We start from the raw sequence: 24245 nt of genomic DNA on the forward strand, positions 1-24245 counted from the left end.
CAAATTCAGTGCTGGCCGAGCCGTTCGAGCAGTTCGTCGGTCTTGGCGCGCATCAGTTCGATATCGCCGCGGGCCTCGACGTTGAGCCGCACCACCGGCTCGGTATTGGACTTGCGCAGATTGAAGCGCCAGTCGCCAAAGTCCATCGACAGGCCGTCGACGTGTTCGACGGCTTGCGCGGCGGCGCCGTAATGCGATTCCAGATCCGCGAGCGCGGCATCGGGGTCGCCGATCTCGCGATTGATCTCGCCCGAGGCCGGGAAGGCGGCGATGCGCTCTTCGACCAGCGTCGACAACGGCTTGCCGGTTTCCGAAATCAGCTGCGCCAGTACCAGCCAGGGCAGATGGCCGTTGTCGGCATAGGAAAAATCGCGGAAATAATGATGCGCGCTCATTTCGCCGCCGTAGAGGGCATCGACCTCACGCATGGTCTGTTTCATGAACGAGTGGCCGGACTTCGATTGCACGGGCCTGCCGCCGTTCTCTTCGACCTGGGCCAGGGTGTTCCAGGTCAGGCGCGGGTCGTGCACGATCGCCTGGCCGGGGTTCATCTTGAGCAGCATTTCGGCTATCAGGCCGACGATGTAGTAGCCCTCGATGAATTCGCCGCGCTCGTCGAAGAAAAAACAGCGGTCGAAGTCGCCGTCCCAGGCCACGCCGAAGTCGGCATGGTGCTCGCGCACCGCGGTGGCCGTGGCCTCACGATTTTCGGGCAGCAGCGGGTTGGGAATACCGTTGGGCAGATGGCCGTCGGGCTCGAAATGCACGCGCACGATATCGAACGGCAGATGACCTTCGAGCGCGGCTGCGACCAGCCCGGCACAGCCGTTACCGGGGTTGGCCACGATTTTGAGCGGCTTCATCTGCTCGGGTTTGATCTGATCGAGCAGAAAGCGGACATAGTCGTCGCGCTGATCCAGCGGCCGGCGTTCGCCGGTTTGCGCCGACGCGGCAAAGTCGTTGTCGTAGGCGCGCTTTTCGATATCGAACAGGCCGGTATCGCTGGAAATCGGCCGCGCCTGTTCGCGCACGAACTTCAGACCGTTGTAATCCTTGGGGTTGTGGCTGGCGGTCACCATGATGCCGCCGTCCGCGTTTTGGGAAAACGTGCCGTAATACACTTCTTCGGTGCCGCACAGGCCGATATCCAGCACATCCGCGCCGCCTTCGGTCAGGCCATCGATGAGCGCATCGGCGAGTTCCTCGCTGGACAGGCGCATGTCGCGGCCTACCACCACCGTCTTGGCCCCCAGCTCGGCCACGAAGGCCCGGCCGATACGCCTGGCCAGCCCGGCATCAAGCTCGTCCGGCACCTTGGCACGTACGTCATAGGCCTTGAAGAACGGATAATACTGGCCCATCGGGTCACTCCTTGGTTGCGTGCAGGGTGGAATCGGCGGCAGCCGCGGTGCCTGGGACCGTGTTCCCATCCTGCGGTTCACTGTCGCTACGGCCGTAGACGTCGTCGAATCTTACGATATCGTCTTCGCCGAGGTAGCTGCCCGACTGCACCTCGATCAGGTCGAGATCGACCTTGCCCGGGTTTTCCAGCCGATGCACGGCACCCAGCGGGATGAAGGTGGATTCGTTTTCGGTGAGCAGGCTTTCGCGTCCGTCGCAGGTAATCTTGGCGGTGCCGTGGACCACGATCCAGTGTTCCGCTCGATGATGATGCTTCTGCAGCGACAGCCGGCCGCCCGGCGTCACGCGAATATGCTTGACCTGAAAACGCTCGCCCACGGCGATCTGTTCGTAGCTGCCCCAGGGCCGGTAGGCCTTGCGATAGGCGGTCGCCTCTTCGCGGCCGCTGTCCGTGAGACGCGTGACGAGCTCGCGGATGCGTTGTTCGCTGCCGCGATCGGCCACCAGCACCGCGTCTGCCGTTTCGATGACGATGGTGTCGCGCAGCCCGATCGTGGCCAGCAGCCGATCCTGACTGTGCAAAATACAGCCCTGGCTGTCTTCGATGACCACATCGCCCTGCACGCTGTTGCCCTGCGCGTCGGCCCCCGCGGCGTCGGCCACCGCCGACCAGCTGCCCAGGTCGCTCCAGCCGGCGTCAAGCTCGACCATCACCGCATCGTCCGCGCCTTCCATCACCGCATAGTCGATCGATTTCGACGGGCTTTGTTCGAATTCGCCTTCGTCCAGGCGCAGAAAGTCGATATCGATATGCGCCCCGGCATGGGCGGCCTTCGCGGCTGCATGAATCGCCGGCGCCTGGCGCGCGAGTGACGCCAGGTAATCGCGCGCTCTGAACAGGAACATGCCGCTGTTCCAGTAATAGTCGGGATTTTCGAGATAAACGGCCGCACGGGCCCGGTCGGGCTTTTCCACGAACGTCTGTACGCGACGCACGCCTTCGTCGAGGGTCTCGCCGGCTTGAATATAGCCGAACCCGGGCTCGGGCCGGGCCGGGCGTACGCCGAACAGCGTCATTCCGCCCCGCGCGGCCCGGGCGCGCGCGCGCTCGACCGCCTGTTCGAACGCCCGGGCGTCGGCCACGGCATGATCGGTCGGCATGACCAGCAGTTCCGCGTTGTCGCCGTGTTCGGCCAGCGCCTGAAACGCGGCAGCGGCGACCGCGGGCGCGGTATCGCGCCGCGAAGGCTCGAGGATGACCTGACCTCGCATCCCGCTCGCCCGCAGTTGCTCGGCCATCACGAAGCGGTGCTCGACGTTGCCGATCAACAGCGCCGGGCCGACCTCGCCCAGCCGCGCTGCGCGCGCCAGCGTCTGTTCGAGTAGGCTGGCTTCGCCGTTGAGGGCCAGAAACTGTTTAGGCCGGCTCTCGCGCGACAGCGGCCACAATCGGGTACCGATGCCGCCTGCGAGCAAAACGGGAATCAGCATCAGGTTTCTCCAGGTGCGCCGTAATAGTGAATAGGGAGCGCGGCTAAAGCCGGCGCGCCGCGGGTTTTATAACAAAAATGATGCGTTAGCCGCGCGCGATGCGAGCGCGGGCGCGGCGTCTAGTATAATTTCTTGAAGTCGAGACCACGACCGGGCGAATCGTACGCTGGCGTGCGCTCTTACGCTTCTCAGCAGGACAGGACGATGCACTCGTGACACGACGCATAGCGACAAAGCCGTTCGCGGCCCTGCTGGGTGCGCTGCTTTTCGTGTCGGCGGCAGCCACGGCGGTCACGCTCGACGAGCTCCAGCAAGAAATCGATACCGGCAAGTTCGATGCCGCGGCGCGCCTGTCCCAGACCTATCTGGAAGCCCATCCCGGCAACCGCGATGCGCGCTTCATGCATGCGCGCGCGCGCGCCGGCCAGGGGCATGTCGAGAAAGCGATCGCCGAATACGAAAAGCTCGCGGCGGATTACCCCCTGCGTGTGGAGCCGGCCAACAACCTGGCCGTGCTCTATGCCGACCAGGGCGAATACGACAAGGCCCGCAAGTGGCTGGAAAAGGCGCTGGCCACACAGCCGGCCTATGCGACCGCGCACCGCAACTTGGGCGATGTGTATACCGCCCTGGCCGAACTGGCCTATCGCAAGGCGCTGGGCACCGACGACGACGACACCAAGCTACCGCTGACCATGCTCGATCGTCTATATTATGCACAGGAGTCGGTCGCGCCGGGGAATGCGCCGACGCCGGCGCCTGCGAAGCGGCCCGCGACGCCGAATTCCAACAGCGACACGATCAGCGATCAGGCCAGCCGCAGCATCATCCAGACCGTGCGTGCCTGGGCGCAGGCATGGTCGGCGCAGGATTTCGACGCCTACACCGATTTCTATGCGGATGAGTACGACCCGGGGGACGGCATGACTCGGCAGGAATGGCTCGAATTACGCCAGGCACGCCTGAACAAGCCCGAGGATATTCATATCCGTATCGAGGACCCTTCGATCACGCGTCTGGCCAATGGCGCGGTGCAGATCGATTTCACCCAGGAATACGAATCGCCCCGCTATAGCGACCGGGTCGACAAGCAGATGGTGCTCACCCGCACCCCGGCGGGCTGGCGCATCCTGCGCGAAACCACGGGGACGAACTAGCGTCATGTCGGTACGCCACGCCATTCATAGCTTTTTGTTGATCGCATGCGGGCTGATGCTATCGGCAAGCGCCTTCGCGGCCGGTACCGAAACCCAGGCCGCGCGCAGCGGTGGCAAGGTGCACTCCAGCGCCGAGGCCCAGCTGCTGGCCGTGCTCAATCTGGCCCAGAAGGGCGACTACGACAGTGCCATCAACGATCTGTCCGATCTGATCGAGGCGCGCCCGAATTTTCGCCTTGCCCAGCTCGTCTACGGCGAACTGATGGTGGCGCGCACCGGGCGCAGCATCGACCCGGCGATCAGCGAAAAGATGCGCGATCAGCGCGATGCCCTGCTCGACGAAGCCAAGAGCCGCTGGGCGCACCGGGTATCCGCGGCCACCGACGGCAAGGTCCCGGACGTGATCCTGCAGCTATCGCCGGAGTACGACAACGTGGTCGTGGTTGACCTGTCGAACAACCGCCTCTATCTGTTCGAGAACGAACAGGGCGTGCCCCGGCTGGTGTCCGACTTCTATACCACCATCGGTCGCGGCGGCGCCGGCAAACAGGTCGAGGGCGACATGCGCACGCCCATCGGCATTTACCACATCACCCGCTATATCGACGACAACAAGCTGCCCGAGCTCTACGGCGTGGGCGCCCTGCCCGTGAATTATCCGAACGCGCTCGATCGGCTGCATGGACGCACCGGCTACGGTATCTGGCTGCACGGCGTGCCGCGTACCACCTATTCGCGCACCCCGCGTGCCAGCGAAGGCTGTGTGGTGATCGCCAACGACGACTTCGAATCGATTCGCGAGCAGGTGACCGTTGGCAAGACGCCGGTGATCATGACCACCGGCCTAAACTGGGTATCGGCCGCCGAAGTCGAGCAGCAGCGCAGCGCGATGCTGGCCACGATCGAATCCTGGCGGCATAGCTGGCAGGCGATCGATACGAAATCCTATCTTGCCTATTACGCGCCGAGCTTTGTCAGCGACAAGGGCCTGGACAAGAAAGACTTCGCCATCGAAAAGAAACGCATCAACGCCACCAAGACAAAGATCGAGGTGGATTTGAGCGATATCAGCATCATGCGCTATCCCGGCGAGGATCGAATGATGAAGGTGATGTTCAACCAGGCCTATACCAGCAACAACTACCACGCCGAAGACCGCAAGGTGCAGTACTGGCACCAAAGCGACGATGGCGAGTGGCAGATCGTGCTGGAAACCGAACAGGACTGACCCCCGCCATACCCCGCCTGCAGGTGTGAACGGCCTCTCGTGGCCGGTCCGAGGTTATGAAGCGGGCCCGAAATAGATTCTTCAATCGATGATTTGTCGGATTGATAGCTCGGGTATGCGATAGCAGGCGCGGCCCGGCCACCGGGTTGCAAAGCCATTAAAAGAAATGACGCACAGGGGCCGGCCTTTCTCTCGATGATGTTGGAAACGGCTGGCTACGTCAGCTGTTCTGGTGCGCGAGCAATAAGCTCTCGCTGACGTCGTCTCTGCCGGCACGCTGCCCGGTCGCCGAGCCAAGCGCAAGAACTGCCGCACGGCCAGCAGCGGATAACGCAGGCAAGCTTGTAATCAAACAGTTTTAGACCGAAGGCTGAGGTCGGGCAGCAATCGAGCCTTCAATCCATGGCGCGGCACACACTCTGGCGCTCACGCGCCTGCGTTGAACGCGTCCGTGTCATCGGATGCTGGGTGGGCCAAGCGCTGTTGGCCGCCGAGCGCGACGGTATCGATGCGACCGGGATCGGGACAATGCCCGCGTCAGCCGACAGCTTCGGCAACGGTTGCCGGCGACTGCCGCGTGGCTTACCGACGCGCCTTGCGCTGCTGTGCGATCAGGTAATCCGCGACCTCAAGCATACGATCGTTGCTGCCTGCCGTACGTCCGGTGATGTAGTAGCGGCCTGCAACCGTAATGGCCGGGGTCGCCGTCACCGGATAAGCCTGCATGGCCTGGGCGGCTTCACGCAGCTTTTGCGTGATCTCGTCGCTTTCATACACCTGGGTGAAACGCTCGCCGTCGACGCCCTGAGACACCATGAAATCGCGCATGGCCGACTCGCTGAGCAACCGCCGCCCCTGCTCATGGATGGCAGCAAAGATCTTGTCGTGCACCTGTTCCAGCACGCCGAGCTTTTCGGCGGTGTAATACAGACGCGCATAGGGCTCACCGCCGGCGCTGAACAATACCGGCACGCGCGAGAATTCCACGTCGTCGCCCAGCTGGGCGCGCCAGTCGTTGAGATCCGACTCGAGGTGATAACAGTGCGGACAGCTGTAAAGAAAGAACTCGGTGACGTGGATCTTGCCGTCGTCGGGCGGGGCGATCGGCTGCTTGGCGGCGAGGTAATGCTCGCCTTCCACATAGCGCGAAATCATCAGCCCCTGGGCGTGCACCACGCCCACGATCAGTAGCAGGGCCAAGCCCGCCGCAATACGCCACATCTTCATTCGTGCCCGACCTCTTTCCGGCGCAGCGAAACCCGACGGTTACTGCGCGTTGTCGTTTGCTTCGCTGGCAGCGCCGTCGTCTTCGCCGGCATCGGCCTCTTTGTCGTCCGCGCCGTCGTCGGTGCTTGCGGCCTCGTCGCCGGCAGCGGCGCCGGCTTCCTGCTTGGCCGCTGCGTCGGCGTCCTGCGACTGCTGTTCGCTGGCCTCGACATCCTCCGGCGAGGCTTCGCTTTCCGCGTCGCCGCCGGTCATCGCCTGGCCTGCTGCGGCGCCGGCAGGGCCACCGGCATGCTGCATCAGTGCGCCGTGCCCACCGCCTTTCTTGTCGCCGGTTGCCGGGCCCAGACCGGCCACATAGGAGGCCAGTGCCTGGATGTCGTCATCGCTGAGATTTTCGGCCACGCCATTCATGATGGTGGCATTGCGATAGCCCGAACGATCACCGCTACGATAGGCCTTGAGCTGGGTGGCGATATATTGCGGGGACTGACCGGAAAGACGCGGAAACTTCGCGGCTTCGTTGCCCAGCCCGCTCGGGCCGTGGCAGCCGGAGCAGGCCGGTACGCCGTTTTCGGCATCGCCCGCGTGATAGAGGATGGCACCGGCCGGCGCGGTCGACACATCGGCAGCGCCCGGTCGGGTCTGCTGCGCAGCGTAGTAGACGGCCAGATTCTTCATGTCCTCGTCGCTCAGGCCGGCAGCCTGACCGGCCATGATCGCGTTCTGGCGCTCACCGGACTTGAACAGCTTGAGCTGTTCATAGATATAGGGCGCGCCCTGGCCGGCAAGCTTCGGAAACTGGGCCGACTCCATGTTGCCCTGCGGGCCATGGCAGGCCGCACACTGGGCAGAGCGGGTCTTGCCGGCCTCGACATCACCGTCAACCAACGGCTCGGCAGCGACGGCCCCGGCACAGATCATCAAGCCGAACAACACAAAAAGGCGCTTGGTCATGTCGTAGTCGTCTCCGACGCAAAACGGCAGCACAATGGCGCTATCCGAACTCGATCGGATTCTGGCTGCCCACTGGATATAGTCTTTTATTGTATACCACCCGCTGCGTACGCCACAGTCTTGTGCGCGGCCGCGGCTGACATTCCTTCACTTTTTTCCTGCCGGTTCGTCCTTCATGACAAGCATTACGCCCGCCGATTTCAAAGCGATGCGCTTTGTATGCTCGGCCCCCAACCCGCGCGCCTTCCCCGAGCCGGCCGGCGCGGAGATCGCGTTTGCCGGCCGCTCCAATGCCGGCAAGTCCAGCGCGCTCAATGCGCTCTGCGAGCGAACCGGTCTGGCACGTACGAGCAAGACGCCGGGCCGCACCCAGGCGATCAACTTCTTTACCAGCGAGCGGCTGCGTTTCGCCGATCTGCCCGGCTATGGCTTCGCCAAGGTTCCGCCCGCGGTCAAGGCCGCCTGGCAATCTCTCATCGAAGGCTATCTGGCCAACCGCACGACGCTGGCCGGCGTCGTGCTGATCATGGACGCACGCCGCCCGCTGCTGGAATTCGATCGCCAGCTGATCGGCTGGGGCGAGACGCAGGGGCTGGGCTTTCATCTGCTGCTGACCAAGGCCGACAAACTGTCGCGCAACCAGCAGGTCAATACGTTACGCCAGGTTGCGCGCGATATGCCCGATGCCAGCGCACAGCTGTTTTCGGCCACCAAGCGCCTGGGCATCGACGAAGCCCGCTCGGCTATCGCGGCATTTGCCGATGGCGTAAATGAGCAGGTGGTGGATTAGCAATACACGCGTGTAAATAAGAATCATTCTCATGTATGCTCGAAGTGCATCCTTAAGGAGGGCTGACACATGGGATATGACATTCGGGCCTGGCTCGATCGAGAGGGCCGCCCCCAGTTGGAGATCATCGATATCGATTCCGGCCACGTGCAGCTGGCCTGGGACTGCGGCGGCGAACGCTCGCCGGCAATCAAGTCCCTGTTTCATGAGCTGATCCTTCTGAGCGTACGAGAGGATCTCAATCGGCGCATGGTGGTACCGCGCAGCTGAAGCAGACGGATACGCGCATTTCGCGCGGTGACTACCGCTCATCGGAAAACCGGCCGTTTTAATCGACGCGCCGGTTTTTCTGTGGCATAAAATAGCCACAACAAGAGTTTGATTGCTCAGGGAATAAAAAAAGCCCCGGCGGCAGGGGGAATACCGCCGGGGCGACCGATCCAGCCTTGGGGGGAACCGGATCGTATTACCGCTCAGGGAGAAAAGCGGGCAAGTATAGCGCTTGCATAAGGTCAGACCGGCGGCCAAGCGGTTTGTTCCAAAAAAGTTGAAAAAAAATTTTGCGTCGCGACAGCGGACCGCTCTGGGGAGAGCCAACCTGCTGAATGCGCGCAAAAAAAACCCCGACGGCTGGGGGAAGCCTGTCGGGGCAATAGACCGGTTCTTGGGGGGAAACCGGATTCGGTTACCGCTCAGGGAGAAAAGCGGTCAAGCATTGCGCTTGTAGAGGGTCAGACCCGCAGGAACGCAAACAGGTTCCCGGCCCGGGCAATTTTTTTTCGCCCGCCCGGTATCTTGTTCAGCGCTATTATCAATCCGGCCCAAGAAAAGATTATCCAATCGATGATTTTTCGGGTTGATAACGTCTGTGCGAAAGCACGCACGCCACGACCAACGGCCGCGAAGCCACCGAAAGACACGACGGATAGATGCCGGTCGTTATTTTTCGCCGGCGTTGAGAACAGCTGACGCGGTCAGCTGTCTTGGTGCCGGATCAAAAATCCGGCATGGGGATATTCGTACGCGGGCTTGAGCACAAAGAAAAAACCCCGACGGCGGGGGGAACGCCGTCGGGGCAAGTATTCCGGTTCTTGGGGGGGAAACCGGATATTGGTTACCGCTCAGGGAGAAAAGCGGTCGAGCATCGCAATGCTCACGGGAAATAAGACCGGGGGTTTCCCGGCGAGTTCCCGCTTTTCGCAAAAAATTTTCAAATCGCGATCGGGCCTCAGTGCGCCTGTTGCCAATTGGCCGCGATACCCGCCTCGGCGAGCAGCGGCACGTCCAGTTCTGCCACCCGGCCCATTCGCTCACTGATCGCCTTGCCCAGCCGCTCGGCCTGCTCGGTGGGCACTTCGAAGACCAGCTCGTCGTGCACTTGCATGATCATGCGGGCCGGCTCGCCGGTTTGCTGCAGCCAGGCGTCCACATCGATCATGGCTTTCTTGATCAGATCGGCCGCTGTGCCCTGTAGCGGCGCGTTGATCGCCGCGCGTTCCGCGCCCTGGCGGCGCGCGCCGTTGCGGGCGTTGATTTCGGGCAGATACAGCCGGCGTCCGTAGAGCGTTTCCACATAGCCCTCGGCCTTGGCGAGCTTGCGGGTTTCGTCCATATAGCGACGCACGCCGGCAAAGCGTTCAAAGAAACGGTCGATATAGGCGCCGGCTTCCTCGCGCGAGGTTTCCAGCTGCTTGGCCAGGCCGAATGCCGACATGCCGTACATCAGGCCGAAGTTGATCGCCTTGGCCGCGCGGCGCTGATTGGTGCTGACATCGGCCAGCGGCGTGTCGAATACTTCCGAAGCCGTCGCCGAATGGATATCGCGCTCTTCGTTGAAGGCCGCCAGCAGCCCCGGGTCGCCGGACAGATGCGCCATGATGCGCAGTTCGATCTGCGAATAGTCGACCGCCAGGATCTGCTGGCCTTCGGGCGCGATGAACGCCTCCCGAATACGCCGCCCGGCCTCGGTGCGGATCGGGATGTTCTGCAGGTTCGGATCCGACGACGACAGCCGACCGGTCGCGGCGACCGCCTGATGATAGGAGGTATGGATCCGCCCGGTCTTCGGATTGATCTGGGTGGGCAGCTTCTCGGCATAGGTCGAGCGCAGCTTGGACAACTCTCGCCAGGACACGATCAGCGCCGGCAGTTCGTGCTGGTCGGCCAGTTCGCGCAGCACGTCCTCGGCGGTCGAAGGCGCGCCTTTGGGCGTTTTACGGATGACCGGCAGTTCCAGGCGATCGAAGAGAATATCCTTGAGCTGGGCCGGCGAGCCGAGATTGAACTCACCGCCGGCGGCCTCGAATGCCTGGGTCTGGATTTCGGCCATGCGCTCGGCCATTGTCTGGCTCAGCCGGCCGAGCATGTCTCGATCCACGAGCACGCCGTTGGCCTCGACGCGGGCGAGCACCGGCATGAGCGGCATTTCGATATCTTCGTAGAGCGCTTTCAGCCGGGGGCTCTCGGCCAGTTCGCCGTAGAGTCGGTGATGCAGCTGCAGGGTGATGTCCGCATCTTCGGCGGCATAGGGCGTGGCCTGTTCCAGCGATACCTGATTGAAGGTGATCTGCTTGGCGCCCTTGCCGGCCACCTCTTCGAACTTGGTGGTGCTGCGGTCCAGATACTTCTGCGCCAGCGAATCCATATCGTGACGCGTGGCCGTGCTGTTGAGCACATACGATTCGAGCATGGTGTCGTGATCGGCGCCGCGCACGTCGATACCGTGCCGGCGCAGTACGTTGATGTCGTACTTGATGTGCTGGCCGAGCTTGGCGATATCGGGGTTTTCCAGCACGCCGCGCACGCGCTCGATGACGGTTTTCATCGACAGCTGTTTGGGCGCGCCCATGTAGTCGTGCCCGACCGGTACGTACCAGGCTTCGCCCGGTTCGACCGCGAACGACAGCCCGACCAGATTCGATTGCATGGCCGACAGCGCATCGGTTTCGCTATCCACACAGATCAGCTCGGCGGCTTCGAGCTTGGCCATCATCGCCTCGAGGGCGTCTTCGTCGAGCACCTGGTGGTAATGGGTTTCGGCCGGGGCGGCGGGCACTTCGGCGTCAGCCTGTGCGGCCGGCGCATCGATATCTTCCAGAAACTTGTGGAATTCGTAGCCGCGATACAGCTCGGCCAGGGCGGCCGTATCGGCTTCGCGGCGTGTGAGCGCCTCGCCGACCGAGCCCAGATCGAGATCGCAGCGAATCGTCGCCAGATTCTTGTACAGCGGCAGATCGTCGAGCGCCGCGCGCAGGTTATCGGCGACCTTGCCGCCAATTTCGTCGGCATGGGCGATTACGCCGTCGAGGCCGTCGTACTGCAGCAGCCATTTCGCGGCGGTCTTGGGCCCGACCTTGGCCACGCCCGGTATATTGTCGGAGCTATCGCCGACCAGGGCGAGATAGTCTGTGATCAGCTCGGGGCCGACGCCGAATTTTTCGTGCACACGAGCCACGTCGGTGCGCCGATCCTGCATGGTATCGAGCAGGTTCACCCGCTCGTTGACCAGCTGTGCCATATCCTTGTCACCGGTCACGATCAGCACCTCGCCGGCGTCGCGGCTGGCCAGGGTGCCGATCACGTCGTCGGCTTCCACACCGTCGACCTGCAGCAGGGGCAGGCCGAGTGCCACCACCACATCGCGAATGCCGGCGAACTGGGCCGAGAGCTCTTCCGGCACCGGTGGACGATTGGCCTTGTAGTCGGCGAACAGCTCGTTACGAAAGGTCGGGCCGCGCGGATCGAATACCACCACGATACGATCCGAATCGTATTCGCGCAGGAACTTGCGCAGCATGTTGGTCATGCCGTAGATCGCACCGGTGGGCTCGCCGGCCGCATTGGTCAGCGGTGGCAGCACGTGATAGGCGCGATACAACCACGACGAACCATCGATAAGAATCAACGGCCCGCGCGGCGACGCAGCGGCTTTCGTGGCAGAAGCATTGGCAGAATCGGACATGGCATCAACCGGCAAACAGGCAGCCGCCCGGATGGATCGCGGGGCGGCCACAAACAAGAATCGATCCGCAGATTAACGCAGATGGCAATGGATTAAGACCCACCCAGCCCGCGCCTGGCCGAAAGCCGACACCTGGAACATGATCACAGCGCGCATCGGGCCGCGTTCTTCGAACAAGTATCCACAGATCGACGCTGAGGCATGCCGATCGGAAAGCGACCGTAGGGCTAGTCGTGGACCTCGGTCTAACCGATCTTTGTTTTTATCTGCGTTTACCTGTGTCGATCTGCGGACTAACGGCCTTCTTCAGCGACGAAGCGACGCCTACCATTTCCAGCGCCTTACTATCTGCGCAATCGGCGTAATCTCAGGTTGATGCCTTCAAAAAGCGCGCGAACACGTCTGAAGATCAAGCAAACGGCAGCCGCTTTTCGCCGCGCATGAGGTCGGCCACGGTTTCCCGAGCCCGCACTTCGTGGGGCGTATCGCCGTCGACCATGATTTCGGCCACCCGCGGGCGAGCGTTGTAGCTCGATGCCATGCTAAAGCCATAGGCACCCGCGCTACGTACCGCCAGCAGATCGTCTGCGGCCAGGGCCAGTTCGCGGTCGTGGCCGAGAAAATCGCCGGTTTCGCAGATCGGGCCGACGATTTCCCAGACGCGGGCCGGCGTCTCGGGTCCCGCCGTCACCGCCACGATCTCGTGCCAGCCGTCATAGAGCGCCGGCCGGAGCAGGTCGTTCATGGCCGCATCGACCACGGCGAAATGCTTGTCGTCGTCGGCCTGGCCTGGCTTGAGCAGCTCGACCCGCGTGAGCAGCACGCCGGCGTTGCCCACCAGTACACGGCCCGGCTCGAACACGAGCTTGAGGTCGCGACCTTCCACGAGATCACGGATATTCTCTGCGTATTCGGCCGGCGAAGGCGGGGTCTCGTTGCGATAACGAATACCCAGACCGCCGCCTACATCCAGGTGGTCGATGACGATTCCGCGTTCGGCCAGCCGGTCGATGAGGGCGAGTACGCGCTTGACCGCATCGCGAAACGGCGCCAGCTGGGTCAGCTGCGAGCCGATATGGCAATCCACGCCGCGAATGGTGATGCCCGCCATCTCGGCCGCGCGCGCATACAGCGCTTCGGCCCGACCGATATCGACGCCGAACTTGTTCTCCTTCAAGCCCGTCGCGATATAGGGGTGGGTCTGGGCATCCACGTCGGGGTTCACCCGCAGGGACACCGGCGCGGTGGTGCCCATACGCCGGGCAATGGTATCGATACGCTCGAGTTCGGCTTCGGATTCGATATTGAAGCAGGCAATACCCACTTCCAGCGCGCGCTCGATTTCGTCCACGCGCTTGCCCACGCCCGAAAACACCACCTTGGCGGGGTCGCCGCCGGCGGTGATCACGCGCTCCAGCTCGCCCACCGAGACGATATCGAAACCACTGCCCAGATCGGCCAGCAGACCGAGCACGCCAATATTGCCGTTGGCTTTCACCGCAAAGCAGATGCGGTGATCGATACCGGCCAGGGCCTCGTCGAACACGCGATAGTGGCGGGCGATAGTGGCCGCGCTATACACATAGCAAGGGGTACCGAAGCGCTCGGCGATTGCCGGCAAGGCGACGCCCTCCGCGTGGAGTACGCCATCGCGATACTGGAAATGGTCCATCTAATCGACGCGGTTGTCGGTGGCTTCGGCGCTGTTGTCGGACGCCGGACGGCTGCTGTTGTCGGCGCTATCGTCGTCCATGCCGAACGGGCCGTCGGTCTGGGATTCGGGCGCTTCGCCGGGCAGATACAGAGGGCCGGTCTGACCGCAGCCCGCCAGCACGACCGCCACAAACGCCAACAGCAGGGCACTCGAAAGCGTTTTCATCATCGCTCGCCACCGTGAATTGAGCGCCTAGTCTAGGGCCTGTGGTGGTTTCGTGCGACACCGTTTGGCCGCCGGCCTCGACGCTGGCCCGGCCCGGGCACCCCGGCGCCGGGTCGTGCGCCCGGCGCCACAGTCGTCAAACGGTTTACCGGCCGCTAACTTTCCACGCCCAAATGGGTCGCCAGAAAGCGCAGATGGTCTTCCATGAAGCTGGCGATGAAGAAATAGCTGTGATCGTAGCCTTCGCGTCGATGCACGGTGACGTCGGCGCCCACCTTCTCGGCGGCTTCCTCAAGCCGATGCGGCTGCAGCTGTTCGTCCAGGAAATTGTCGGCCAGGCCCTGTTCCACGCGAATCGGTGGCAAGGCGTCGGGATTGTCGGCGTTGGCTAGCAGATAGCTGGCGTCGTAGGCATACCAGTCCTGCTTGTCGTCGCCGATATACTTCGGAAACGCCTTGTGGCCCCACGGCACTTCGCTGGGCGCACAGATCGGCGAGAACGCCGAGATGGCGGCAAAGCGATCGATATTGCGCAGACCGATCACCAGCGCGCCGTGCCCCCCCATGGAATGGCCGAAAATCGCTTCGCGCGACAGATCCAGCGTGGTGCCGAATTCATCGGCGAGCAGGCCAGGCAGCTCCGAAACCACGTAGTCGTACATCTGATAGTGCTTGGCCCAGGGCTGTTCGGTGGCGTTCACATAGAAACCGGCGCCCGTGCCCATGTCGTAGCTGTCCTCGTCGGGCACATCTTCGCCGCGCGGGCTGGTGTCCGGGGCGACGATGGCAAGGCCGAGCTCCGCGGCGATACGCTGGGCACCGGCCTTGTTAACGAAGTTTTCGTCGGTACAGGTCAAACCGGACAGCCAGTAGACCACGGGCACGCGACGCGTATCCGCCAGCGGCGGCAAGTAGACCGAAAAGGTCATGTCGCAATTGCAGACCTCGGAGGCATGCGTATAGCGACGCTGTACGCCGCCGAACGAGCGGTGTTCGTCAATCTTTTCCATCGTGGACTCCGCGCAGAATTCGAGACAGTCGTTCCAATCTAAACGAAATCGCCGTGATGTCGTGACCGACACCACGGCGATCCGGGTTCATGCAGACGATTCTAGAAGTGCAGAACCGAACGAATGGCCTTGCCTTCATGCAACAGATCAAACGCTTCGTTGATCTTTTCGAAGGGCAGATCATGGGTGACGAAATCGTCGATATTGATCTCGCCGTTCATGTAGCGATTCACGTAGTCCGGCAGCTGGGTACGACCCTTGACGCCGCCGAAGGCGGAACCACGCCATACGCGACCGGTCACCAGCTGGAACGGGCGGGTGGAAATCTCCTCGCCCGCGCCGGCCACGCCGATAATGGTCGACTCGCCCCAACCCTTGTGCGCGCATTCCAGCGCCGCGCGCATGATGTTGACGTTGCCGATGCATTCGAAGGAATAGTCCACGCCGCCGTCGGTGAGTTCGATGATGACCTGCTGGATCGGGTCGTCATAGTCCTTCGGATTCACGCACTCGGTGGCACCCAGCTGCTTGGCGAAATCGAACTTCGACGGGTTGATATCGATCGCGATGATGCGGCTGGCGTTGGCCATGCGCGCACCCTGGATCACCGACAGACCGATCGCGCCCAGGCCGAACACCGCCACGGTCGAGCCTTCTTCCACGCCGGCGGTATTGAACACTGCACCGATACCGGTGGTCACGCCGCAGCCGAGCAGGCACACCTTGTCCAGCGGTGCTTCCTTGTTGACCTTGGCCAGCGAGACTTCCGGCACAACCGTATATTCCGAGAACGTGGACGTGCCCATATAGTGATAGAGCTCGGTGCCGTCCTTGGAAAAACGGCTGGTGCCATCCGGCATCAGGCCCTGACCCTGGGTTTCGCGCACCGCGCCACAGAGGTTGGTCTTGCCGGATTTACAGAACTTGCACTCGCCGCATTCGGCGGTATACAGCGGAATCACGTGGTCGCCCGGCGACACGCTGGTTACACCTTCGCCGACTTCCTCGACCACGCCCCCGCCTTCATGGCCGAGAATACGCGGGAAAAAGCCTTCCGGGTCAGCGCCCGACAGGGTGAACGCATCGGTATGGCAGACCCCGGTCGCCACGATGCGTACCAATACTTCCCCGGCTTTCGGCGGTGCAACGTCGATCTCTTCAAGAGTCAGCGGTTTGCCCGCTTCCCAGGCCACGGCGGCACGACTTTTCATGGCGTATCCTCGTTATGCAATGAGGTCGTTGCATCATTGCTTGTATGAATATGGCATTCGAGTCTATCGCATCGGTCCAACGCCTACGCAAGACAGACAATGGTTGAACATGGCCCTCGAACGCGAAGAATTGCTTGCGCGCAGGGCCGCGTCTGGCCAGACTTCGCCTTCTCGTTTTTCCTTCATCGCGATAACGCATGCTCGACTGTATCGAGATCGAACCGAAAACCACCGCCCGCGCCAGCGTGATCTGGCTGCATGGACTGGGCGCCGACGGCAACGATTTCGTGCCGATCGTCGACGAACTGGGCCTGGGCACGGATCACGGCATTCGTTTCGTGTTCCCCAACGCCAAAACGCGCCCGGTGACCGTTAACAACGGCATGGCCATGCGCGCCTGGTACGACATCAAGGGCATGGCGATCGCCGACAAGCAGGATGCCGAGGGCATTCACGACAGCGCGGCCGAGATCGAACAGCTCATCGCCCGCGAGCTCGAGCGCGGCGTGGCGACAGAATCCATTGTTATCGCCGGCTTCTCACAGGGCGGCGCGATCGCGCTGCATACCGGCGTCCGCCATGCCGATCGGCTGGCCGGCATCATGGGTCTGTCCACCTATCTGCCCCTGGCCGAAACCCTGCCCGGCGAAGCCAGCGACGCCAACCGCGCCACCCCGGTTCTCATGGCCCATGGCAGTCACGATCCGGTGGTGCCGGTGCAACTCGGCCAAACCAGCCGTGATCACCTCTTGGAGCAAGGCTACGACGTCGCCTGGCACGAATACCCGATGCAGCACCAGGTCTGCATGCCCGAGATAGCCACGATCGGCCGCTGGTTGGGCGAGCGTTTGCTGTAATGATCGAAACGCTACAGGCCCTGATCGCCGATTTCGGCGCCTTCGCGGTGGCCATCGGCTGTCTTCTGGAAGGTGAAACCTCGATTCTGTTGGGCGTGTTCGGCGCCCACCGCGGCTGGCTCTCGCTGGAGAGCGTGATCGTCGCAGCCACCGTAGCCACGATCATCGGCGACAACCTGTGCTTTCATATCGGCCGCCGCATGGGCCGGCCGGCGCTGGATCGGCGCCCCGGCTGGCAGCCCAAGATCGCCCGGGTCGAACGCCTGCTCGAAAGCTACGGCGCACCGGTGATGATCGGCTTTCGTTTTCTCTACGGTCTGCGCTACGTCACCCCGTTTCTGCTCGGCTCGCTTGGCGTATCGCCGCTACGCTTTTTTGTGCTGGCCACGATCGGCACGCTGCTGTGGGTCGGCACGGTCACCTTTGTCGGCGTGCAGCTGGCCGGCGCGATCGAGCACGCCCTGGCCCATATTCAGGATGTAGAAAAGATCCTGGCGGCCGTTGTGCTCGTCGGTGCCGGGCTGGGCCTGGCGATCTACTGGATGCGCCGCAACGTCACCGCCCAACGCTGACATAGCCGATCTCGTACGCGATTATTGCGTCACTCTGAAGGCCAGAGCCTGCAGATTATATGGAGGAAGCCGACCTGATTTGAGCCCCGTCGTGTTGGGCTACGGCTTGCAACAAACGCGCATTTTGCCTGCAGATCGACGCATATCGGCCCAGATCAAGACACGATCCGACGACGCGCCCCCCGGTTAGCCCAACGGCTGACTGGTGGCTACCGCCCGTAGCACACGGCGGTCTTTGATCTGTGTGGATCTGCGGCCCGAGCACCGCTTACCTTCCCGCGGTGTTCGAATATCGCTCGCCCAGGGCCTGTTAACACTCATGCCGATGGCGGCGTTGCTGCGCAAAATCGTGCCAGACAAGGCGCGTGGCGCCGGCCCTGATTATTCCAGGGTCAAGCCGCGCAACGCCGCATGGCAGAAAAACACAGCGCGGCGCGACGATCTCGTTAGCGTTAACCGACCCTAGCGGTCGATCGAATAGATCAGGTCGCCGCCGGTGGCCACGCTGCTCGACTCGGTTTCCAAGCGCCAGCGCGAGCTGAGCGTATAGCGCAGCGACAGCGTCGATACCGGGTTGAACAGGCCGATGCCGTAGCTCACATAAAGCTTGGGCGAAAGATACTTGCCGACCGTGAACGCGGCGTTGTCGCTGGATTGACCGGCCCCGGCGCCTATGCCGATATCGTCGATACCCAGTCGATCGCCGACATTTTCCAGCGTCTGATTGGCCCGGTTGTTCCCCAGCGCCAGCGCGGCGCGCGCGACCAGGCTGGACTGCTGGCTGTTGGCGCCGTCGAGCGGGCGCCCCAGCAACAGCCAGGACAGCTGTTCGGACTGGCCCATCGCGGGCTCGGAAAACAGGGTCAGCCGCGGGTTTTCGACGCTGCCCCGGACTTCCACTCCCACGGTCACGTCCTCGGCCGGGTAGCGCGCCGCGCGCAGATCCAGCCCCGGTTCGCTCACCGGCCCGCCGGCGAAAAGAATACGGCCTTCCTGGATATCGAGATTCTGACCGTAGGCCCGGTACGCGCCGTCCACGATCTGAATCTCGCCGGTGCCGGTGGTCACATCACCCGGCTGCTGCACCACGCGTAGATCGCCGGTGAGATTGGCGGTCAGGCCAAAACCCTCGATATGCACGTCGTCGCCAAGCACCACCTGCACATCGGCATGAATCGCGCGGCTGATCGCCTCGGTCGCCGCATCGGGTTGTTCGTCGGTCACGATCACCTGATCGCCCGAGACGGTGGTCACCCCCGAGGCCGGCAGATCCCGGGGTGTGATCGAGGCCTCGGGCACCACCACGCGGCCTTCGACATCCACCCGGGACGGGGTGACGGCCACGCGAAGATCAGGGCTGACGTAGGCGGTGGCGTCCGGGATGTTGACCACCTGAAAGCGCTCGCCGCGAATGGTCAGATCCACGTCCTGGCCGTCGTCGTTGAGCGCGATCGCGCCGTTGGCCGCGAGCGTGCCGCCGCCGGATTTCGCGCTCGCTTCGATACCGATGGTATCGCCGCGGCCGTTGGCCGCCAGACTCAGATCGGTCAGCACCAGGCCCGGCGTGACCAGGACCACGCGCGAGGCGTTCAGGCCGATATCGCCCAGTACGCTCGGACGCGCGAGGGTGCCTCCAAGATTGAGCTGGCCGGCGATCTTGCCATCGAACTCGTCGACTTCCGGCGAGAGCTGCTCGATGACCGACAGGCGCTGAATATCGAGATTGACCGACCCGCTGAGTGCACGTTCGGTCAGCGGCGCGGTGCCGGGCGCCACCGCGACATCCGCGGCAATACGCCCGGTCTGACCCAGCGGCAGGTCGATGGCGCCGTCGAGTGCGGAGCGCTGCATACGCAGGGTGATGGTGCCGGGCTCCATATCCACAATCCGCACAACGCTTTCGTCGGGCTGGGTCATGGATACGCTGCCGGCACTGGTGTTCAGGCGTGCGTCGACGTCGGGGTCGCCGGCAGCCGGTAGACGGGCGTCGATGGTGCCGGATACCGAGCCGTTGATATCCAGACCTTCGGGGAAATAGGTTTTTGCGTAGTCGTAGGCAAAGTCCGACAGCTCGATATGGGCGTTGCTGGCCTTGGCGTCGTGACTGCCGCGCAAACAAACACGGGCGTCGCCCGAGGTCAGGCAGGCGTTTTCGATCGACTGCGCCTTAGCCGATACCGCCCCCTTGGCCGTGGTCGCCAGCGTCCACGGGGCCAGTTCGCCGTACGCCGCCTTGAGCTGCTTGAGCGAATAGCGCCAGTTCATCGTGTTCTTGTCGAGCGCGCCGTCAAGGCCGATATCCGCGGTGGCGATCTCGGAATCCACGTTGGCGCTGATCGAATGCGCGCCGGGCGTACCGTTCATGCGCAGGGCCACGCTGTCGATCGCCTGCCCCCCGGCATTCACGCCGGCGATATCCAGCGCCACGTTGGAGCGACTGTTGCCGGACCAGTCGACCTTGGCATTCAGATCGGCGCGGGCCACGCGGTTGTCGTCGAGGGCGATATTGCGGGCCGCGAGGGTGGCATCCACGTTCGGCGCCGACACCCGGCCCTTGACCGTGCCCCGGCTCTGCAAGGAGCCGGCCAGCGTCGGCCAGGCCGTGGACAGATCGCTGGAATCGATCGTCCAGCGGCCGTCGAGCGCGGCGTCCGGTGTCCAGCCAAAGCGGCCGCTGATCTTGGCATCGGTGGCGCCCGAGACCAGGTCGAACCGATCCACGAGGACATGATCGCCCAGATACCGGGCCTTGGCGTCCAGGCGCAGCGGCTGGCGGCGTAGGCTGCCGCGGGCGGTCAGCTTGTCGATATCGGCCACGATGCGCTCGCCGTCCTGTTTCGCCCGCAGGTCGGCGACCAGGTCGAAATCGCCCGGTACATCAGCCACTACCGCGCCCGGATTGATGTTCGAGCCTTCCAGATGGGCGTTGACGTCCAGCGCCGGCGCCCAGCGGATCGAGGCGTTGCCGTTGATATCGCCCGGGCCACCGCTGATATCGAGCTTGGCCAGCTCGAAGGCTTCCATGCTGCCGCTGCCTTGGACATCGAGCCGACCTTCGGTCTGGCCCACGACCTGCCAGGCCATATTCGCGGCCAGCTCGTAGTCCGTCAGCGCGCCGGTGAGATGAACACGGCCTTTTTGCGATCGATAGGCCGCGTTGCCGGTTAGCGGCCATTGCAGATCGCCCCAATCCACCAGCAGGTTCATCGTGTTGCCTTCGGCAAGCGCGATATCGCCCTGGGCATAGAGACGCCCCGGCGTGTCGGGAACCGCCAGTGTCAAGGCTTTGATGACAGCCGTGTCGCCGGTGTAACGCAGCACGGCGCCCAGCGTGGCCCGACCATACTCGGCGCTGTCGGCGTCCACTTCCACCGTTGTATCGAGCGCCTTGAGCGGCCCCTGCAGCCCAACGGACGCGCTCACGCCCGCCTGCGGCAAATCCGGCCGGATCGCAGACAGATGCGTATCGTCGAGCTTGAGCGTGAGGTATAGCGCCAGATTGTCCAGCACATCGGTCACGCGGCCGCTCAGCGTTAAGTTATATGGGGCGGCCACCCGGGTATCGACGTTCAGGTTGGTTAGATCGCCTTCAAGCTCGGCATCGGCCTCGATCGGCGCCAGATCGGGCAGGCGCAGCGCGGCGTTGAGCGTCAGATTGGTGGCATAGCCACCGCGCGGGTTCAGCCGTGCCTGGGCATCCACGTCGAACATCGGACCGTGGCCGGTCAGCGATTCGATATGCCAGTTTTCGTCGTCCAGGCGGGCATTGGCCAGCCGCGCGGTATCGACGACGAACGGCTCGGCGTCCGGTGCCGTCGTGGCAGAAATATCGTCCAGCGCCACGTTGTCGATCTGGACCGTGACCGGCAGGTCGATCGCGTCCGGCAGGCTGAACGGCTCGGCCGGCTCTTCCGGCTCGGGTTCCGGGGTATCGACGATCTTTGTGACTTCGTAGTTCACCCCGCGTACGGCGAGATTGCGTACGTGCACGGTGGCCGAAAGCAGTTCGCTGGCCGTCCAGTCCAGATCCACCGCGTTGACCGACAGCTTCAGGGTCTCGGTTTCGACGTTCACGCCGCGCACTTCCAGCGGGCCGATCAGCCGGCCTTCGACGCTGGCCACTTCAATGCCGTCGGGCAGGCGCGGCCCGATCTGGCCCCAGGCGAAGTCGAGCCCGCTGCGCGTGGTCGCCACCCAGGCGATCAGGCCCACGAGTACGAGCACGATCACCAGCAGAATCAGCAGCGTCCATTTGACGATACGCCAGACCCGCGAGCGCTTCTTGCCGGTCGCGTGCTTGTGCTCGCCGTTTGCCTGCGCGGGCTCGGAGGCGGCGTCGTTGTCGTCGTGTTCGCTCACAGGTCGGGGCCGAGGCTGAAGTGAATACGGAAATCGCTGTCCGGATCGTCCAGCGGATGAGCCAGATCAAGCCGGATCTGGCCGACCGGCGAAGCCCAGCGAAAGCCGATGCCCACGCCGCGCTTCAAGTCGAAGCTGGTGGTATTGGCCACATCGCCGACATCGAAGAAGGCGGCCAGACCGTAGTCCTTGTATACCTTGTAGTCGGCTTCGATGCTGCCCACCGCCAGATAACGGCCGCCGATGTTGTCACCGTCGGCGTTTTCCGGGCTGATCTGCTGATAGCCATAGCCGCGCACGGTACGATCACCGCCGGTGAAAAACCGCTGCGACGGCGGCAGTTCGTCGAAGTCGTCCACTTCGATGGCGCCGAACTGGCTACGCAGCAGCAGCCGGGACTTGGAGGTCAACGGCAACACCGCGTTGCCGGTCACCTTCGCCTGGACAAAATCCACGCTCGAGCCCAGCGACTCGCTGGCGCCGTGCACGTCCACCGACGCGCTCACACCCTTGCGCGTATTGAGCAGGTCGTCGGCCTTCTGCAGGGTGAGGGTATAACCGGGGTAGAGCAGCGTGGAGGTGCGATCGCCCACGTCATCGCCCAGATCGTAGGTCTCGCGTTCGAGATTGATATAGGCGCGCTTGCGCCCGAGCGACCAGCCCGTGTCGCGCACCGCGCCGATACCGTAGTTGATCGAGGTGATATCGCCGAAATCCTCGTTGGCGACGTTTGCGGTGAAGCTGAGCTTGTCCTGGGCGACGTTGGCGATAGGAATATCGTAGGAGGCCTGCAGGGCCTGCTGGACCGCCGACAGGCGCAGATCGCTGCGAAACTGATGGCCGCGCTTGTTGAGATGGCGAAACTTCACGCCCAGGCCCACGCGCGGGCCGGTATCCGTGCCGTAACCGGCCGAAATCTGGTAGCTCTGCGGCTTGCTCGGCTCGGCGGTCACCCCCACGGGCACCTGTAGCCGGCCGATGCTGATGAGCGGATCGTCCGGCGGATAGATGATATCGAAAAGCCAGTCGCCGATCGGCGCTTCGCGCTCGGCGTCGCCGCGTTCGGCCTGAATCGAGATCTTGTTGAAGTAATCGGTATCCGACAGGATCAGCTGCAGGTCCACCAGGCGCTCGGCATCGAACGGATCGCCGGCCTTGAACGGCACGAAACGACGCACGAAATCGTCGTTGAGCACGTCCTGGTCGAAGCTGACGTCGCCGAAGTAGTAGCGCTCGCCGGTATCGAGCACCAGATCGATCGCCGCCGTATTGTTGTCGGGGCGCACGCGGATGACCGCCTGACTGAAGCGCGCGTCGAGATAGCCGGCATCGTAGGCCGCGGTATACAGCGCGTTCTTGGTGGCCGTGTACTGCGAGTGGATCAGCCGCTTGCCGGTTGCCAGCTTGCTCGCACGCAGCGCTTCGCGGATTTCGGGCAGCTCGTCGCCGGGTCCGCGCACGGCCAGGTTGAGCGCGGTGACCTTGGTCTGGGGGCCGCGGTCGATACGAAAGGTGGCCTGCCAGGTATCGCCGTCGTCGCCGGGCTCGGCCAGCGTTTGTTCGATCGTCGGGTTGTAATAGCCGAAAGGCGCGAGCGCGGCCTTGATCTCGTTGGGCGCGAGCCGATACAGACGCCGGATCTTGCCGGGCGCCCAGGGCTTTTCATGCTCGGCGGCCACGGAAAGCGAGTTGCGCACGTTGGCGAGCAGCGGATCGTTGATGCCGTCGATATTGACGTTGACCGTATCGGCCACCGCCGGACGCACGAGCACACCCGCAAGCGCGATCACCACCACCAGCGGCAGGTGCCGCCGCTTGAATAAGGTGCTATAGCGCCGGATCACGGTGCTCGTGTTGCCCAACCAATGCTGTGTGCGCATCCGCGTTTTCAAAACAAAGCCCCCGACAGGCCGAACGGGCTGCCAGACGAAACGCAGACCTGATGCCCAAGATTACCGCAAACGAAACCGTGCTCCACAAACATCCGGCCCGGCCTCGCCTGTGTTAGCTACGCGCGGCGCCGCTGCGGCGATTCATGGCCGCCCCGTCTGGGGCCCGTGAACGCTACCGCCAATCCTCGCGTCGCCTTCCCGAAATTCGCCAGGCAAGGCGCGAGGACAGATGTTTGGTCAACCAAATGAACGACGCGCATCGCGCATTGTCCTGCACGAAAAATGGGACGCGGCG

General features: G+C 63.3%; 16 protein-coding genes and 1 pseudogene. 6 read left to right on the forward strand and 11 right to left on the reverse strand.

Annotated elements, in window-relative coordinates:
* Nucleotides 1-5 precede the first annotated feature (5 nt).
* Together C84B14_RS02505 and C84B14_RS02510 are read right to left on the reverse strand one after the other, a co-directional pair.
* Nucleotides 6-1361 carry a phosphohexomutase domain-containing protein gene (locus C84B14_RS02505; protein ID WP_353221716.1) on the reverse strand — a complete coding sequence of 452 codons (1356 nt, stop codon included), beginning with the start codon at nucleotides 1359-1361 and terminating at the stop codon, nucleotides 6-8.
* 4 nt (nucleotides 1362-1365) lie between these two features.
* A complete protein-coding gene (locus C84B14_RS02510) occupies nucleotides 1366-2853 on the reverse strand; it encodes a mannose-1-phosphate guanylyltransferase/mannose-6-phosphate isomerase (RefSeq protein ID WP_353221717.1) in 1488 nt (495 codons plus the stop codon).
* Between the two features lie 212 nt (nucleotides 2854-3065).
* Here C84B14_RS02510 and C84B14_RS02515 point away from each other — a divergent pair, with 212 nt between their 5' ends.
* Nucleotides 3066-4010 (forward strand): L,D-transpeptidase Cds6 family protein, encoded by a 945-nt coding sequence (locus C84B14_RS02515; RefSeq protein WP_353221718.1) that lies wholly within the window; start codon nucleotides 3066-3068, stop codon nucleotides 4008-4010.
* A 4-nt stretch (nucleotides 4011-4014) separates the two neighbouring features.
* Nucleotides 4015-5238, forward strand: a complete 1224-nt coding sequence (locus tag C84B14_RS02520; protein WP_353221719.1) for a L,D-transpeptidase family protein — start codon at nucleotides 4015-4017, stop codon at nucleotides 5236-5238.
* A 582-nt stretch (nucleotides 5239-5820) separates the two neighbouring features.
* On the opposite strand, the gene C84B14_RS02525 is transcribed toward C84B14_RS02520, so the two are convergent.
* Together C84B14_RS02525 and C84B14_RS02530 are read right to left on the reverse strand one after the other, a co-directional pair.
* Nucleotides 5821-6465 carry a thiol:disulfide interchange protein DsbA/DsbL gene (locus C84B14_RS02525; protein ID WP_353221720.1) on the reverse strand — a complete coding sequence of 215 codons (645 nt, stop codon included), beginning with the start codon at nucleotides 6463-6465 and terminating at the stop codon, nucleotides 5821-5823.
* Nucleotides 6466-6504: 39 nt separating this feature from the next.
* Nucleotides 6505-7419 carry a c-type cytochrome gene (locus C84B14_RS02530; RefSeq protein WP_353221721.1) on the reverse strand — a complete coding sequence of 305 codons (915 nt, stop codon included), beginning with the start codon at nucleotides 7417-7419 and terminating at the stop codon, nucleotides 6505-6507.
* Nucleotides 7420-7594: 175 nt separating this feature from the next.
* Here C84B14_RS02530 and yihA point away from each other — a divergent pair, with 175 nt between their 5' ends.
* Together yihA and C84B14_RS02540 are read left to right on the forward strand one after the other, a co-directional pair.
* Nucleotides 7595-8209, forward strand: coding sequence for a ribosome biogenesis GTP-binding protein YihA/YsxC (gene yihA, locus C84B14_RS02535; protein WP_348766221.1), 615 nt, complete (start codon nucleotides 7595-7597; stop codon nucleotides 8207-8209).
* Nucleotides 8210-8278: 69 nt separating this feature from the next.
* On the forward strand, nucleotides 8279-8479 hold the full coding sequence (locus C84B14_RS02540; RefSeq protein ID WP_348766220.1) for a hypothetical protein: 201 nt from the start codon (nucleotides 8279-8281) through the stop codon (nucleotides 8477-8479).
* Between the two features lie 958 nt (nucleotides 8480-9437).
* Here the strand turns inward: C84B14_RS02540 and polA are convergent.
* The 5 genes and pseudogenes from polA to C84B14_RS02565 all read right to left on the reverse strand — a co-directional run bounded on the left by polA (nucleotide 9438) and on the right by C84B14_RS02565 (nucleotide 16270).
* Nucleotides 9438-12170, reverse strand: a complete 2733-nt coding sequence (gene polA / locus C84B14_RS02545) for a DNA polymerase I (RefSeq protein WP_353221722.1) — start codon at nucleotides 12168-12170, stop codon at nucleotides 9438-9440.
* A gap of 409 nt (nucleotides 12171-12579) precedes the next feature.
* Entirely contained in the window at nucleotides 12580-13842 is a 1263-nt protein-coding gene (gene lysA / locus C84B14_RS02550; RefSeq protein ID WP_353221723.1) for a diaminopimelate decarboxylase, read from the reverse strand.
* A 99-nt stretch (nucleotides 13843-13941) separates the two neighbouring features.
* Nucleotides 13942-14052 (reverse strand): annotated as a pseudogene (lptM, locus tag C84B14_RS02555) (LPS translocon maturation chaperone LptM); the annotation flags it as partial.
* Between the two features lie 152 nt (nucleotides 14053-14204).
* The gene (gene fghA / locus C84B14_RS02560) at nucleotides 14205-15059 is read right to left on the reverse strand and encodes an S-formylglutathione hydrolase (RefSeq protein ID WP_353221724.1); all 855 of its coding nucleotides are present in this window, start codon (nucleotides 15057-15059) and stop codon (nucleotides 14205-14207) included.
* A gap of 101 nt (nucleotides 15060-15160) precedes the next feature.
* Nucleotides 15161-16270 (reverse strand): S-(hydroxymethyl)glutathione dehydrogenase/class III alcohol dehydrogenase, encoded by a 1110-nt coding sequence (locus C84B14_RS02565; RefSeq protein ID WP_348766216.1) that lies wholly within the window; start codon nucleotides 16268-16270, stop codon nucleotides 15161-15163.
* A gap of 197 nt (nucleotides 16271-16467) precedes the next feature.
* Here C84B14_RS02565 and C84B14_RS02570 point away from each other — a divergent pair, with 197 nt between their 5' ends.
* Together C84B14_RS02570 and C84B14_RS02575 are read left to right on the forward strand one after the other, a co-directional pair.
* Nucleotides 16468-17127 carry an alpha/beta hydrolase gene (locus tag C84B14_RS02570; protein ID WP_353221725.1) on the forward strand — a complete coding sequence of 220 codons (660 nt, stop codon included), beginning with the start codon at nucleotides 16468-16470 and terminating at the stop codon, nucleotides 17125-17127.
* On the forward strand, nucleotides 17127-17699 hold the full coding sequence (locus tag C84B14_RS02575; protein ID WP_348766214.1) for a DedA family protein: 573 nt from the start codon (nucleotides 17127-17129) through the stop codon (nucleotides 17697-17699). The genes C84B14_RS02570 and C84B14_RS02575 overlap by 1 nt, the downstream gene beginning before the upstream one ends.
* A gap of 462 nt (nucleotides 17700-18161) precedes the next feature.
* Here C84B14_RS02575 and C84B14_RS02580 read toward each other — a convergent pair whose 3' ends face one another.
* On the reverse strand, nucleotides 18162-22058 hold the full coding sequence (locus C84B14_RS02580) for a translocation/assembly module TamB domain-containing protein (protein ID WP_353221726.1): 3897 nt from the start codon (nucleotides 22056-22058) through the stop codon (nucleotides 18162-18164).
* A complete protein-coding gene (locus C84B14_RS02585) occupies nucleotides 22055-23938 on the reverse strand; it encodes an autotransporter assembly complex protein TamA (protein WP_353221727.1) in 1884 nt (627 codons plus the stop codon). The genes C84B14_RS02580 and C84B14_RS02585 overlap by 4 nt, the downstream gene beginning before the upstream one ends.
* Nucleotides 23939-24245 lie beyond the last annotated feature (307 nt).

The organism is Salinisphaera sp. C84B14, from assembly GCF_040361435.1.
Lineage (GTDB): Bacteria > Pseudomonadota > Gammaproteobacteria > Nevskiales > Salinisphaeraceae > Salinisphaera.

Bases quoted from the DNA above. Each gene is read 5' to 3' on its own strand.
- C84B14_RS02565 (WP_348766216.1), bottom strand. From the start codon at position 16,270: ATGAAAAGTCGTGCCGCCGTGGCCTGGGAAGCGGGCAAACCGCTGACT.
- C84B14_RS02570 (WP_353221725.1), top strand. From the start codon at position 16,468: ATGCTCGACTGTATCGAGATCGAACCGAAAACCACCGCCCGCGCCAGC.
- C84B14_RS02530 (WP_353221721.1), bottom strand. From the start codon at position 7,419: ATGACCAAGCGCCTTTTTGTGTTGTTCGGCTTGATGATCTGTGCCGGG.
- C84B14_RS02525 (WP_353221720.1), bottom strand. From the start codon at position 6,465: ATGAAGATGTGGCGTATTGCGGCGGGCTTGGCCCTGCTACTGATCGTG.
- C84B14_RS02575 (WP_348766214.1), top strand. From the start codon at position 17,127: ATGATCGAAACGCTACAGGCCCTGATCGCCGATTTCGGCGCCTTCGCG.
- polA (WP_353221722.1), bottom strand. From the start codon at position 12,170: ATGTCCGATTCTGCCAATGCTTCTGCCACGAAAGCCGCTGCGTCGCCG.
- fghA (WP_353221724.1), bottom strand. From the start codon at position 15,059: ATGGAAAAGATTGACGAACACCGCTCGTTCGGCGGCGTACAGCGTCGC.
- C84B14_RS02585 (WP_353221727.1), bottom strand. From the start codon at position 23,938: ATGCGCACACAGCATTGGTTGGGCAACACGAGCACCGTGATCCGGCGC.
- yihA (WP_348766221.1), top strand. From the start codon at position 7,595: ATGACAAGCATTACGCCCGCCGATTTCAAAGCGATGCGCTTTGTATGC.
- C84B14_RS02510 (WP_353221717.1), bottom strand. From the start codon at position 2,853: ATGCTGATTCCCGTTTTGCTCGCAGGCGGCATCGGTACCCGATTGTGG.
- lysA (WP_353221723.1), bottom strand. From the start codon at position 13,842: ATGGACCATTTCCAGTATCGCGATGGCGTACTCCACGCGGAGGGCGTC.
- C84B14_RS02505 (WP_353221716.1), bottom strand. From the start codon at position 1,361: ATGGGCCAGTATTATCCGTTCTTCAAGGCCTATGACGTACGTGCCAAG.
- C84B14_RS02540 (WP_348766220.1), top strand. From the start codon at position 8,279: ATGGGATATGACATTCGGGCCTGGCTCGATCGAGAGGGCCGCCCCCAG.
- C84B14_RS02520 (WP_353221719.1), top strand. From the start codon at position 4,015: ATGTCGGTACGCCACGCCATTCATAGCTTTTTGTTGATCGCATGCGGG.